The 13,549-nt window shown below is 38.1% G+C and carries 17 protein-coding genes; 5 read left to right on the forward strand and 12 right to left on the reverse strand.

Features of this window, described 5'->3' with window-relative positions:
* Positions 1–8: 8 nt before the first annotated feature.
* The 4 genes from ACLJX0_RS02600 to ACLJX0_RS02615 form a co-directional block, all read right to left on the reverse strand.
* Entirely contained in the window at positions 9–1,466 is a 1,458-nt protein-coding gene (locus tag ACLJX0_RS02600) for an oligosaccharide flippase family protein (RefSeq protein ID WP_410878132.1), read from the reverse strand.
* Positions 1,467–1,492: 26 nt separating this feature from the next.
* The gene (locus ACLJX0_RS02605) at positions 1,493–2,248 is read right to left on the reverse strand and encodes a PdaC/SigV domain-containing protein (protein WP_410878134.1); all 756 of its coding nucleotides are present in this window, start codon (positions 2,246–2,248) and stop codon (positions 1,493–1,495) included.
* 86 nt (positions 2,249–2,334) lie between these two features.
* Positions 2,335–2,805, reverse strand: a complete 471-nt coding sequence (locus tag ACLJX0_RS02610; protein WP_410878304.1) for an Lrp/AsnC family transcriptional regulator — start codon at positions 2,803–2,805, stop codon at positions 2,335–2,337.
* Positions 2,806–3,015: 210 nt separating this feature from the next.
* Entirely contained in the window at positions 3,016–3,927 is a 912-nt protein-coding gene (locus tag ACLJX0_RS02615; protein ID WP_410878136.1) for a GNAT family N-acetyltransferase, read from the reverse strand.
* 106 nt (positions 3,928–4,033) lie between these two features.
* Between ACLJX0_RS02615 and ACLJX0_RS02620 the strand changes: the two genes are divergently transcribed.
* Entirely contained in the window at positions 4,034–4,852 is an 819-nt protein-coding gene (locus ACLJX0_RS02620; RefSeq protein WP_410878138.1) for a helix-turn-helix domain-containing protein, read from the forward strand.
* A 12-nt stretch (positions 4,853–4,864) separates the two neighbouring features.
* Positions 4,865–5,365, forward strand: coding sequence for a DNA-deoxyinosine glycosylase (locus ACLJX0_RS02625; protein WP_410878140.1), 501 nt, complete (start codon positions 4,865–4,867; stop codon positions 5,363–5,365).
* A gap of 41 nt (positions 5,366–5,406) precedes the next feature.
* Here ACLJX0_RS02625 and ACLJX0_RS02630 read toward each other — a convergent pair whose 3' ends face one another.
* Positions 5,407–6,279, reverse strand: a complete 873-nt coding sequence (locus tag ACLJX0_RS02630; protein WP_410878142.1) for a hypothetical protein — start codon at positions 6,277–6,279, stop codon at positions 5,407–5,409.
* 260 nt (positions 6,280–6,539) lie between these two features.
* Here ACLJX0_RS02630 and ACLJX0_RS02635 point away from each other — a divergent pair, with 260 nt between their 5' ends.
* The gene (locus ACLJX0_RS02635; RefSeq protein WP_410878144.1) at positions 6,540–7,214 is read left to right on the forward strand and encodes a prolyl oligopeptidase family serine peptidase; all 675 of its coding nucleotides are present in this window, start codon (positions 6,540–6,542) and stop codon (positions 7,212–7,214) included.
* A gap of 51 nt (positions 7,215–7,265) precedes the next feature.
* Here ACLJX0_RS02635 and ACLJX0_RS02640 read toward each other — a convergent pair whose 3' ends face one another.
* From ACLJX0_RS02640 to ACLJX0_RS02665, 6 genes are all read right to left on the reverse strand, one after another.
* Positions 7,266–8,129: a hypothetical protein gene (locus ACLJX0_RS02640; RefSeq protein ID WP_410878146.1), complete on the reverse strand. Its 864-nt coding sequence runs from the start codon at positions 8,127–8,129 to the stop codon at positions 7,266–7,268.
* A gap of 1 nt (position 8,130) precedes the next feature.
* Positions 8,131–8,844, reverse strand: coding sequence for a hypothetical protein (locus tag ACLJX0_RS02645; RefSeq protein ID WP_410878148.1), 714 nt, complete (start codon positions 8,842–8,844; stop codon positions 8,131–8,133).
* A 104-nt stretch (positions 8,845–8,948) separates the two neighbouring features.
* Positions 8,949–9,164, reverse strand: coding sequence for a hypothetical protein (locus tag ACLJX0_RS02650; RefSeq protein ID WP_410878149.1), 216 nt, complete (start codon positions 9,162–9,164; stop codon positions 8,949–8,951).
* Between the two features lie 181 nt (positions 9,165–9,345).
* The gene (locus tag ACLJX0_RS02655) at positions 9,346–10,029 is read right to left on the reverse strand and encodes a DUF4919 domain-containing protein (protein ID WP_410878151.1); all 684 of its coding nucleotides are present in this window, start codon (positions 10,027–10,029) and stop codon (positions 9,346–9,348) included.
* A 61-nt stretch (positions 10,030–10,090) separates the two neighbouring features.
* Positions 10,091–10,693 carry a hypothetical protein gene (locus ACLJX0_RS02660; protein ID WP_410878153.1) on the reverse strand — a complete coding sequence of 201 codons (603 nt, stop codon included), beginning with the start codon at positions 10,691–10,693 and terminating at the stop codon, positions 10,091–10,093.
* Between the two features lie 108 nt (positions 10,694–10,801).
* A complete protein-coding gene (locus ACLJX0_RS02665; RefSeq protein WP_410878155.1) occupies positions 10,802–11,428 on the reverse strand; it encodes a hypothetical protein in 627 nt (208 codons plus the stop codon).
* Positions 11,429–11,575: 147 nt separating this feature from the next.
* Here ACLJX0_RS02665 and ACLJX0_RS02670 point away from each other — a divergent pair, with 147 nt between their 5' ends.
* Positions 11,576–12,124, forward strand: coding sequence for a GNAT family N-acetyltransferase (locus tag ACLJX0_RS02670; protein ID WP_410878157.1), 549 nt, complete (start codon positions 11,576–11,578; stop codon positions 12,122–12,124).
* A 103-nt stretch (positions 12,125–12,227) separates the two neighbouring features.
* On the forward strand, positions 12,228–12,530 hold the full coding sequence (locus ACLJX0_RS02675; protein WP_410878159.1) for a hypothetical protein: 303 nt from the start codon (positions 12,228–12,230) through the stop codon (positions 12,528–12,530).
* Between the two features lie 566 nt (positions 12,531–13,096).
* On the opposite strand, the gene ACLJX0_RS02680 is transcribed toward ACLJX0_RS02675, so the two are convergent.
* The gene (locus ACLJX0_RS02680; protein WP_410878160.1) at positions 13,097–13,516 is read right to left on the reverse strand and encodes a hypothetical protein; all 420 of its coding nucleotides are present in this window, start codon (positions 13,514–13,516) and stop codon (positions 13,097–13,099) included.
* Positions 13,517–13,549 lie beyond the last annotated feature (33 nt).

The raw sequence follows: 13,549 nt of genomic DNA on the forward strand, positions 1-13,549 counted from the left end.
AGGCTTTTTTATTTTTTAAGCATTCGTTTTAGTGTGTTTTTCTCTTGGCTAAATACGACAATACCAAAAAGGAGAATCGCGGCCAAACCAACGAAATAGTTTTCTCTAAAATGGTAGAAGTAGAAATAAGACAAGAGCATGGATATGCCCATATACAAACCAATGGCTTTTTTATCATACGGAATAGGGTAATACTTTTGACCTAATACATAAGAGACAATCATCATCGATCCATAGGCCAACAGGGTAGCGATAGCCGATCCCATATACCCCCATAGTGGGATTAAGGCATAGTTAAAGATCAAAGTTAGTACAGCGCCAAAAATAGAGATATAAGCCCCCATACTGGTTTTGTCACGCAATTTATACCATACGGATAAGTTGGTGTAAATCCCCATGCACAAATTTGCCAGAATAATGAGTGGAACCACAATCATGGCATCCCAATAACTCTCATTGCGAATGAATAATACTTTTAGAACATCCGCAAAGACCACTACGCCTAGCATAATGGCACTTCCCATCAGGATAAAGTACTTGGTGACGGTGGCGTATTTGGTTGGAGCGTCGTCATTTTTAGCATAGTTAAAGAAGAAGGGCTCAATTCCCAGGGTATACGCCTGTCTAAAGAGCACCATAAACAACCCTAATTTATAACAAGCCGCATACTTGCCAACTTCAGCAGAAGCAATATCGGCGGGTAATAATCGCTGTAGCAAGATTTTGTCAAAGCTTTCATTGATGGCAAAGGCCAATCCAGCCACCATGACTGGAAAGCTATAGCGCAACATCTGTTGCAAGAGTTCTTTGTTGAGGTTGAAATGCAGCTGCCAATAGTTTTTCGTAAAAATAAGAAAGGTAGCTGCACTGGCTACTAAGTTCGCGATAAAGATATATTCTACCTGAAAATTCTCTACATAAATGGCTGAGAAGATAGAGGAGGGTGCTTGTTGGGCCCATTGGGGCAAAAAGTATAAAAACAGCACGTTTAAGAGTGAATAAATACAGACATTTCCTATTCGGATCGCACTGTAGTACATCGGTCGTTGGTCTGCTCTTAGCTTGGCAAAGGGTACAATAACTAAGGCATCCAAAATCAAAATCCACAAGACATAGTGCAGGATTGTAGTGGGAATATGAAGTAAATTCGACCAAAAATTCATAAACGCAAAACCAATCGCTCCAAAAATAAGAGTGGTTCCCGTTAAAAAGAGCATGCTGTTGTTGATGACCTCTTGCTTGTTGTCGCGCGTATTATAAAAGCGAAAGAAAGCGGTTTCCATCCCAAAGGATAAAATGACATTGAGCAACATCATGATCGAAAAGATCACGCTATACTCACCATAGGCATCATTTTTCATTAAATCCGTGTGAAACGGAACTAAGAAGAAACCAATTACTTTAGGAAAAACAGCAGCTAAACCATAGATCGCTGTTTGTTGAAAAATTTTTTTATAAATACTCACAGTGTCGAGCGTTAAGGATCAATGCTTTATTTTGTTTCCGTTGTAGGTTCCAAATTTATTTTTAAAAAGGGGAGAACACGTGCTTTAGGAAAATCAATTTTAGTGGGACCATTGTAGTGAGCGTCGTCATCTACAGCATTGTAAATAAATCCTACCGAATCCTCATAAAAAAAGATACTCTCTGGGTATTTCAATTGGTTGTTCTCCGTCCAAATATCCATTTTATCTTTTAATTGTAAAGCCATGAGCTTTTGCAATTCTTCCCAATTGTCAATTAAATCCTCAACTTTGTATAAGCCTCCTGTTTTAGGATTGAAATTCAATGCCATTTCACTTTTAAAGCCATACGCTCCACCTGCATAGGTAGAATAGTCTAGCGCAATAGAGAGCAAATCTGCGTTGTAAAAGGTGATATCTCCTTCTACTTCCGCTTTCCATGGTAGGGTTTCATCAGGATATTTCGCTACAAAGGCCTTGTAATTGGCAATGTAATTGTGAGTTAATTCCGCAAAGGAAGTGCTTCTTGCTGTTGCGTCGTCTACCGCTACAATTTGGTCAATTTCCGATACGAGTCGTTGGTTGATTTTTGCTGCGATTTCATGTTCTTCATTGGTGATTACTGGAAGACTCAGCTTAATAGTTGTGCATTCTTCTCCAACGCAGTTGTCTGAGGATTCCACAAATTCCTTCTGTTCAAATTGCAGCGTTTCTGAAGATTTGTTTTTAGTATTACAACTCGCTATAAAAACGAGTAGCAAAGCGAAATACAGTACTTTTTTCATAGACTTTCTTTTCTTACAAAACTAAGAATTAATGCGCGGATAACGAATAAAATTTACGGTATGGGTTGATTTTTTGCGTGTTTGCTTTAAAGTAAATTAATTTTGATATTGTGTTCATTCTTAATTTCGCGCATTACAAAAGAACTGTGGGTGCTGCCAATACTGTCTACCATAGCTAATTTATTGAACACAAAATCTTGGTAATGGCGCATATCATTTGCATATACTTTGAGTAAAAAATCATACTCTCCCGAAATATTATAACATTCTACAACTTCTTCAATATTTAAAATATCTTCTATAAACTTGTTGTTGATGATGCGTTCATGCTGTTTAAGCTTGACATTGCAAAATACGACAAATCCGCGGTTTAACTTTTCTGCGTCAAGTAGAGCAATATACTTTTTGATAAACCCTTCTTGTTCCAACCGCTTGACACGCTCAAAAACAGGCGTAGAGGATAGATTAACTTGTTGCGCCAATTCTTTGGTCGTTACATTGGAATTTTCTGATAATAAGTTGAGTAGCTTTAAATCGATATCGTCTAATTGATGCATGGCTTTTGTTTTACAATGTGCCATACAAAGGTAGGAGAAAACGAGTACGATTGGTACAAAGTATGCTAGGATTTATAAAGTAGGGATAAAAAGATCATATATTGCCCCAAGTAGTAGTTTTTTAGAACTTCGTCAAAGCCCGCTTAGGGTAGAATTGTGTTGGGTCATAGGAGGGAATGCCACGAAGACCATGGCGCAATTGCACATGGTTTAGGTATGTGATAATAGGGGAATCATCGTGTGTTGTTCCTCAAAATAAGGGAGGAGTGAAGGAGTAATAAAAAGCGTTAAGTCTTCCTCTTTATACGGGTGGAAATCATAGTCGTCTTCTGCTGGCGTATACCCCAATACTAGACGCGTAGTGTTTGTTGCGGCTACAGCATTAAAGGCTTGATCTAGCTGATTTTGACCAAGATAATACGCCTGTAAAATAAGCAAATCTGTTTCTTCTTGTTGGGCAATTACCAAAGTTTCTAGCTCAGGAAGAAGATAAATCGATTCGGCAAACCCAAAATCAGGATTCGCATAGCAATAAAAATGGGTTAATCCATAATTGGACGTATCAAAACGACAAGCGGTCTTTCCTGTTTTGAGGTAGTGTTGAAAAAGCTGTAAATCGACAGGATGGGTTAAATCCACCGATTGTACGGTATAGGAACTTGGTTGTTTCTGAAAGACTTTTGTCGCTTGAAATTCTCGCGCTTGGACAAATCCAAATTTGGGATAGAAGTCCAATACCGTGTCATTAGCAAATAAAAAATAGCCCTCCAATTGATTGCGATAGCGATCAAAAATATAGTTCATCAAAAAACGAGAGAGCCCTTGTCTGCTATGTGTAGCGGCTGTCATTACCGTACCGAGTTGACCGAGTTGCAAAGTAGCCGTAGGGGTATGCGTAGCAAATAAACTCAAGGTAGTATGCGCCACAATCACTTCTCCTTCGAATAAAGAGAAGAGGATACAGTGCTCATCCCAATACCCTGATTGGTAATAGGATTCAAAGGTAAACTCCCAAAAGTCATACGTCATCGCATGAAACGCTTTTCGCTTCGCTTCATCGTCTTGATAGGCGATGTGCAAAGTGTATGGTTTTTTGTTGATGTAAATATCTTTTATCTCCATAAGTTTATATTTATTAGGCAAAGTACTCAATTTCAATTGGTAGGTAGCGTGTGTTTTTTGTTTTATTAATGTGCAAAAGGTTGTATTTTTGTATAAAAGTGAAAAGATGAGGGTAAAGGATATTGATGTGCAAGTCACGAATGATTTGATGACAACGCTTGTTTCGAAGGACATCAATGATAGGGGCCAAATTGTTCTTTCGTTTTGTACCAAGGGAAGTATAGCGATTGAAGTGAACGGCCAAAACTATAGCTTTACAACGGGTACTATGTTGACGCTATTGCCTCAGAGTTTTGTACGCGCTAAACACAAAACGGCTGACTTTACCTGTGTACATTTGCTCTTTAGTTTTCGTACCATTGATGAAATGATCTTGCCAACGAATTACAATTTTTTAACGCGATTGGTTGAACAACCCGTTTTGGTTTTAGCGCCAGAAGATTATTTACTTTGTGAACAGTATATCGCTCTTTTTCTGAAACAGGGCAAACTATCTCCTTCTGTTTTTCAGTATGATGCCTTGCGTTACTTACTTTATTCGTTGATTGCACATATTAATCGCGTATATAAACAAGAGGAACAACTGATGCAACCCAGTACGCGAAGAGATCAGATTGTTTTTCAGTTTTACAACTTATTGCATCAATACTATTTGGTGGAAAAATCAGTCGGATTTTATGCAGACCAGTTGAAATTAACACCAAAATACTTGACAACCTTGATTCGGCAACGAACGGGAAAATCAATTTCTAAAGTGATTATTGAATTGGTGATCGTCAAGGCAAAAACGTATTTAACTGCAACATCGTGGCCCATCTATCAGATTGCGGAGCAATTGCATTTTGCTGATGCAACTACGTTTTGTCGCTATTTTAAAACGCAGGTAGGACAAACACCTTTACAATACAGAAGTAATCATCAATAAAAGAAAGAGACGATGAACAAACAGCGAATTCAATCTTTTGCTCCTTTGTTGAGTACAGAACCAAAGGTGTTGATTTTGGGAACAATGCCCAGTGTGAAATCATTGGAACAACAAGAATATTATGGAAACAAACAAAATGCCTTTTGGAAGATTTTGTTTGCCCTGTTTCAGCATGATTTTTCAATCGTCTATGCAGATCGAGTTGCCTTGATTCAGCAGAATCACCTTGCGTTATGGGATGTCTTGCAATCCTGTGAACGAACTGGCAGTTTAGATGCCGCGATCCAAGAAGAACAGCCCAATGATATCCAACAACTCCTGCGCGACTACCCAAGTATTCACACGGTCGTGTTTTCAAGTCAAAAGGCGGAACACTATTTTAGAAAATATATCGGGACAATAGAGGGAATCCAAACCGTGACACTCCCTTCACCTAGTGGCGCTCATGCAAGGATGTCTTTAGAGGAAAAAATAATCGCTTGGTCGGGTTTGACGGCTTGGTGTAAACCATAAAAAAACCGACTCATCACTGAATCGGTTTGCATTTTATTTTGTTAGTTGCGAAGAACTTCTGTTTCTCTTATTTCATAGGTGTAGGTAATTTCGAAACCAATTTCCTTATCTTCTCTTTTTCCATCATAATACACGGCTTTCGTTGGTAAATTCGCTTCATTGTAAGTGAAATCTACATCAGAAACTTCTCCTCCCATACTGAAGGACGTGATATTGTTCGGGAATGTATAGGTATATGGAAATACATACTGAAAATTAATTAGTGCGCTAGTTAAATCAAACGGAAGATTGTAGAACGGGGATAGTTTATCATCATAGGTTACTTTTAGCGTTTGCCCGCTTATCTTGAATTGTTTCATTTGATTTTGCTCATTATAGCTGTAATCTACTAGTAAATTCGCTTCTAAGGCACTCGCAGAGATGAGTTGTTTTTTGTCATTATAGCGATATTTAGCTGTAAAGGCACCACCCTGTGCTAGTAGATTGTAGTGGGTAGATTGCAGTAAATCTTCGTTATACGTGTACGTATGCTCTTCAATCAGGGTAGTTCCATCGTTGAAGGTCATCTTTTGTAATCTTCCTTTCTCGTCTAAGGTGTGTAAAAGGTCAAAGGCTTGTTCTCTCACGAGTGTACCATTTGTATACCCTTTATCTTGATAGTTGATTGTAGTTAAGTTAAAATCAGCATCATAGTTTAGTTTATAGGATGCTTGAAGCAGATATGTTTCATTTGATGCGGTATCCTCATCATAAAAATTCTGATCAATAGAACGCAAGTAATAGGTCTTTTCGATCATAGGGCGCTCAGGTTCAATAATATCTGGTTCATTTGGACGTGTACTATCATCAGAACTACAGTTGAATAGAAATAAACTAAGGCTAGCTAATAAGGTGGTCTTTAGTATCTTTTTCATATGGATTGAGTGTGTAAGTTTATTTATTGCTTAAAAATAGAATATATTAGGTATGTGTTAAATATATTAAGGTATAATTAACAAAAAATAACTTTATTTTTTAGTGAGGGTATGGCGTGCACTATAGTGATAATAGGTGTAAGGGATTAGCCAGAAGTCAATTAGATGATTTCCTTCGGTAGGGATGTAGGGGGATGCTGATTATCGTTTTTTTTTTCTGTGTGTATGTTTAGAATCCACTATATTTAGATAAAAAATCTATGCGTTTACTAGTGTTGTTTATGGGCTTGATTTCCTTTGGGTTATCGGCTCAACCTCAAGCGATTTTGGATCAGACAGCCTATCAGTTTTGGGTCAATGAGCCTAGTGTTTTACAGGAAAAGAATCCCTTGGTCATCTTTTTACATGGTCGAAGTTTATCAGGGACGAATATTGAGCGGGTGAAGCGTTATGGTCCATTGAGAGGGATCGAAAAAGGGTTGAAGCTTCCAGCCTATTTGGTTGCACCTCAACTGCCTTCTGGGCCGTGGAACCCGGATAAAGTAGATGAAATCGTACAGTATATGATTGAACATTATGCCATTGATGAAAGTCGAATTTACATTACAGGAATGAGTTTGGGTGGCTATGGAACGATGAAATATGCCAGTAAATATGCCAATCGTTTGGCAGCAGCGATTGCTATCTGTGGAGGCGGAGAGACGCAAGATGCCTGTGCTTTGACGGATCTACCGATTAAGCTAATTCACGGAGACAAAGACTTTATTGTTCCGCTCAAAGAATCCAAGAAAATTATGACAGCCATTCAAAACTGCAAGGCCAAAGCTCCCGTAGAACTACAAGTGATCAAAGGAGGAAACCACGGAAGTGTAGAAGATTTATACCGCCATATCGACTTGTATAATTGGCTGTTTCAACATACAAAAAAGGAGTAACACCATTTTATCACTGCCTTAAGGGATAAGGAAGGTAAACGAAGTTTTTAGCTACTGTTCTCTTGGTTGTAGGAGATAGGTAATCTTCAAAACAGAACATCCAGCTAGTTTTAACTGTTGATAGGCCTTTAAAGAAGAACCAGCGGCATCTACTACAAGTTGATCTGTAAAAGAGGCGATATATTGCGCCCAGTATTGTTTTTTCGTATCGTGTAGTAAAAAGTAAAAACCCGCTTCTCCAAATGCAGTTCCACTAGCCTGAAGCAGAAGTTGTCCATCTGTTGTAATGGAGGGAGTTAACAAGACAGTTGCATTCCCTTGAGGTAAGGGAAAAACGACTTTAACTACAGTTTCACCTGTTGGCAATTGACCTGTTCCATATAATCCTGAAAATAATACATCCCCATTGGATTCATAGGTGCGCAACCAAAACGTGTGTTGTACGTTTTGAGTAGTAGGATCAAGGAGTTGAATGATTTCACTGCGGATGTGCTGAGGCTGAGAATCATTGGAGATGGGAATATTCAACTGCTTGATTCGCTTTCCAAAGAGCAGGTGAACCAAATAGCCAAATCCTTTAAAAAAAGGATTCCACTTTAGTTTTATTTTGAGGTCATAGTGTGCTGTCTTTTCATAAAAATCAGCAATGGATGAGTCAAGTTTTTGTCGTTGATCCGAAGGGAGGTTCAAAGCGTTGACATCGGGTAGTATTCCGGTATGCTGACAATTTCGTTGAACGTCCAATCCTTCTTTTTGTGCCAATTGATAGATAAAATCTTCTCCTTGATCACCAATGGATCCAAAAGGACCGAGAAGCCAAGCATGAGAAGAAGGCGATATTTTTCGGCCCCATAAAATCACCCATTGTTGGGTAAACCAATCTTGAAAATGTTGTTTAAAAGACGCGAATCTCATGTTATCGTGTTTGAGTTAGATTAGAACTATAGTTGGTTTTACCGTTCCAGGTTCCAAATTCTGCAAGGGGTTGAAAACGCAAGGTGGTAAATTCAAAGTGAAAATCTTTTCGATCTCTTTCTTTCATGGCATTCACATGCCTCTTGGGCTGAGAAACACGACTATGCCCTTGCACCATATCCGTCATGGAGGTGGTTGAATCCCAGATGGAAAAGGTCGAAATGAGGTTGGGAAAATGACAAGAGGCTAGCGCTAAGGTAGTGGCTGGATGGTCGCGAACGAGCTGTTCTGTAGGTCTACCCCATCGGATAAAGCGTGGAACTTGAAAGTAGCGCATTCGAGCTAGTGTTACGGCAATGACAGGAGCATCATCGGGATACTTTGTTTCATTCTCTGTTGGAATTTGGAAACCAGAAATTCTTCCCCATTGTCTTAAAAATCGAAGTCGTACATGCCAACCCGAGGCTAAGGTCTGTCCCAATGTCGTGCTGTTGAGGTAATGCTCTACATCAGCCTCACTTTCCCATTGTGCAAAAACAACAAGCTGTCGAAATAAGAAGCGAGAGGGAGACAAGATAGGCGAACCCAAGGTCATGGCATACATTGTTTCCATGTGAATCAAACCCGGCGTTTTCCCTACCTTAGGCGGAAAAAGTAACACCTTCCAAGCCGTGAGTAAAGAGACGTTGACGAGATGATATGAAAATAGAGCCATTTAGTTAGCGTTTAATCTGTTTGGTTGAATCAATGCGTTCGGTATCTAGATCAAGTTGAACGGTGATCGGTTGATAGATCGGACTGTCAATTCCGCTAATTCGATTATTTAGGAAACGCTTGCGCCTGATAGTCTTTTACAAAAACGCGAGCATCCATAAGGGTTTCTGGATACTTCACTTTCTCTTTGGTGTATTGACCATCCTTTACTTTGTAAATCGGTTGGTACAAAAAACCATGGTCAATTAGGAAACACACAACCTTCCATTTTTGATCTGCTTGTTTTGCTGGTGCTCTAAATCGATGCGTCAATAGATGCATCGGTTTAGAACAAGTAGGACAAGGAGAAATAGAAGCTGTTCCAAGATCGTGAGGCCTACTAAAGCATAGCCTACAAGTTATACAAACTTTTTTATATCCCATGATTGATGTTTACTTCCAGAAATGCGCAAATAATTGCGGACAAAGTTGTTGCATACTTTCCGGTTCTTCATTTTATTTTTTATTTGTGTGTTGTATTGCGGTGTCCTGCTTGCTGTAATCGACTCACATCAAAGTACAACCCAGCAATAGTGTATAATTCAGAATCTAATTCAAAAAAATCACAAGTACCATGCACTCGTTGGTTGATAGAGGCTAGGGAAAAGAGATCAAGCATAAAGGCTTCATGGGATGCTGCAATTACGTGAAAAGCAGTTTCACAAGCTAACCCATTCCCTGAACGATTAATGACTTTAGCCAACGACTCAACGTGATTGGAAATAAGTGCTGATTTTTCTTCCTCACCAGTGAAATCATACAGATACGAGAGGAATAACAAATGAGTAAAATCAAAGGGAAATTCATCTAATGCCTCTTGGAGTAAGGCTTTGATTTGAGGAACATCAGCCCTATCGGGTATTTTACTTGCATAAGCCTTCAATTCTGTCTCTTTTGAAAAGATGGCGTCAGGATTATACGTGTCTTGAAGGGCATAACCATAATACAAATACTCATATTGACGAGGTGTTAGAGCCGTTGTGTTAGACTTAAACTGACGCAAAAGGGCAGGGTAGTAAACATTCGATGATTTGTCTTGTATCGCTTTACCAATCACTTCGTAATTGGGTGCTTTAAATTCCGTAATTTGTCCCCACGAATAAAGGGAGAACATAAAGAAACAACAAAGGGTTATTTTCTGTAGCATTTTTTGATTAAAGATAAAAAAAATGAGCGTTACAAGGTACAATTTGCGATGAAAAGTCGGGTTAGTTTTTGATAATCATACTTTCTAATGCCACTTCAAATACTTCCATTTCTGTGGTATAGCGCTGCAAACGCGAAGGCGCTAATACAATATTCCACAAATCGTCTTCCATAAAAATAACGATGCGCTTGACTCTTCTTGTAACGACTTGATCTGTGCGTTTCATGTATTCTTGGACTTCAAAAACCCCTTCTGCAGCGGGTAATCCTTTAAAAGTAGTAGCTCTAGCTTCCTCTACTAGGCGGAATCTGGTCCAGCGAAAGTTAGGGTCGTTTTCTGCCGCATCTTCAATAGAACGCAAACGACGCGCTAAAACCTCTACAGGGGTATCTTCTTGTATGGTTTGACTATTGGGCTGGGTAATAAAATCAACTTCATTGTCAATGGATAAAATGCTTTCCAAACCATCTTCTCCAAGGCGATCTAAAAAGAGTACATCCTCGTTGTCAAAATCAGTCATATCCATATAGTCTTTAGGGACTTGAATCGTCAGGTATTTGTTGTCAATTTCTTTGAGATCACTGCAACTGGTGAAAAGTAGACCAATAGACAGTGTAAAAAGTGCCAATAGCGGGGGCTTAGGTGGAATAGAAATTAGGTGCATAGCGATTTTTGAGTAAATTTTTCTTTTGATCAAAGATACGGTATATCACCATAATCGTACATCATATCAAGCAATAAACTGTATTGTAGACAACATAACAAGTAAAAATTAAGTAAAGGTCACGAGTAAAAGTTGAATCAATTCAGCCGTATCCAGTACACTGGGATTAGCAAGTTTTAGATTGTTTCGAATTTTTGGATATTCGTCAATAAAGTTTAAATCTTCCTGTTCCGTTAGTTGATACTTGGCCAAAAGGGATCGAAAGGCAGATTCATCCACGCCCCAATATTTGATGTACTTACTTTCATCAACATAAATTTCAATGAGTTGTTCTTTGTCGTGATACAATAGGGCAAATACAAGAAAAGGATCTTGTGTCAATTCTGTTTTATAGGGTTCCAATGTTTGAAGAATAGATGCCGTATCAGTATAATTCCCATAGTGTATATCAGCATCGATTGGCCCAAATAAGAGCGAAGCTTGCTGTGGTAAAGTGGCTGCTAAGGCGATAAATAATTCCCATAATTGCGTGTTATCGACGTTTATTTCTGCATAAAAAGAAAAAGGCAACTCCTGTTGGTTTTCATTTTTAGTTTTTGGAGTGAAGGTGTATCCAGGAACGATATTCGCTTGTTGACCTTCTTTTAACCGCGCTAAAAGAGAAGGGTTCGCAGGAAGTTCATCTTCCGTAAGCATTCGAATAGTGGGTGGAAGTACGAGTTTTTTTGTTGTCATTTTTGTTTGGTTGAATAAGGGAAGGTACAACTAATAATTAGAAGAGAGCTAGTAGGGGGAAAATAAGGACGGTGTGAGAAACTATGTTTTTTTGACAAGAGCAAGACTTTTTTTCCTACTTTTAAGCCTAGTACTAGAATTTAAACCATGTTAACCTTAGACCTATCTATATTTCCCGTATTAGAAACGGAACGATTATACCTTAGACAAACGACTTTAACTGATGCGCAAGCCATATTTGCCATGCGTTCAAGTGCTGAAGTGATGCAGCATATCCCAGTTCCTCTTGCTACAGCAATAAAAGAAGCGGAAGACTATATCCATTCCCTACATGAACGCATGAGAAATAAAGAGTGCATCAATTGGACTATTGTAGACAAAGCAAGTGGAGTGGTGATAGGTACGATGGGATTTTATCGCATGCAACTCCAACATTACCGCACGGAAACAGGCTATATGTTACTCCCAGAATTTTATGGGAAAGGCTATGCCACCGAAGCTTTGCAGCGTTTAGTCGATTTTGGACTCAACAATCTGGGGTTTCACTCCCTCGAAGCTGTCATCTACCCAGAAAATAAAGGCTCCATTCGCGTAGTAGAAAAATGTGGTTTTGTACGTGAAGCCTACTTTAAAGAAAAGGAATACCACAAGGGTAAGTTTGTGGATACAGCAATTTATTCGAAATTTAACAACTAAAAAAGAACCGATAGTAGGAAATCACAGTGATTTATTTGATATAGAAGTTTATTTTGAAGATATAACTAGTTAACTATCTAATGCTGAAATATCTCTATCAGGATTGTGTATTAATGCTTATGCTGGTTTTGATTCTCAGGAGTTTAGAAAAATATTGAGTGAAAAAGAAATAATAGCGAACATCTGTCCAAATAAACGAAATGGGCAAGATAATGAAGATGATTATTTTGATGAACAACTATACAAAGCAAGATATGCCATTGAAAGAACGAATGCTTGGTTAGATCGCTTTCGTTCTTTGCTCAATAGATTTGACACTGTACTTTCTAGCTGGATGGCGTGGAACTTCGTAGCTTTTATTGTTATAGGACTGAAAAAGTTTTACAAAACTAAAAAGTCAAGATGACTTCGTAATCAGAGAGTTTTGTTTTCAGGAGTTGTAATCAAAAAATGTTGGTTCTAATTTTTTAGTTTTTTTTGTAATCAAAGAGTTTAGTTTACATTTTTTGTTTTGTGTATTCAAATCTAATTGATTGTGTTTATTTATTTTTGTATATAAATAACAGTTTATTACCTCCGCTACGGTTTTCCCTAATAAGGGTATTTTTCACAAGGAAAACCACGGCACCGCTGCGCTTTGCCTTGTTTTTTTATTTGTAACACCTCTTAGGTGAGCGAGCTTTTCATGAATTTATCAAGTTAGGAATTACCTCCGCTGCGCTTCGGTTTTCCTAATAAGGGTGTTTTTTACAAGGAAAACTACGGCACCGCTGCGCTTTGTCTTGTTCTTTTATTTGTAAAACCTCTTAGGTGAGCGAGCTCCCCACGAGACTTATACAAATAAAAAAACCACCAACATCCGTTGGTGGTTTTCCTTGCAGAGAGGAAGGGATTCGAACCCTCTCTTTATTCTATCTGATTATTAATATATTAGGTTTTCTTCTTATACTATGTTAGCCTAAATGCATGCCTTTATGTATTATTACTAACATAATAGAGAAAGAATTTAGAGTATATATCTAATACATCTGAGATGAATAGATAACTCATATCAGGTGATAGATTAGAATTAGGTGAACCTAATTGAGAAAGGTTTATTCTTTCAGCAGATAGTACATTAATTTCACCTGTAGTTTCTTCTAATATAGTTTCTCTGATATGAATTAATTCCTCAGAAGCTAAACTTTGAAAGGTAAATAAAATACCTTTTAAAATATCCCATTCATAAAATAATTCAATGGTGTAAGTATAGTTTTCAAGTAATGGAGTATGCACTACTCCTATATAGCTATAATTATCTATTCCTTGAAGTTTTTCAGGTAATACTAAGAGCTCAAATTCTAAATCTTCATAAGGAGCTCCTAGATAAAATTGATTTAGAATTTTAGTCATAGTATGGTAAAAAAAAACCACCTGATTAAGGGT

This window comes from Myroides sp. DW712 (genome assembly GCF_046557355.1).
Classification (GTDB): Bacteria; Bacteroidota; Bacteroidia; order Flavobacteriales; family Flavobacteriaceae; genus Flavobacterium.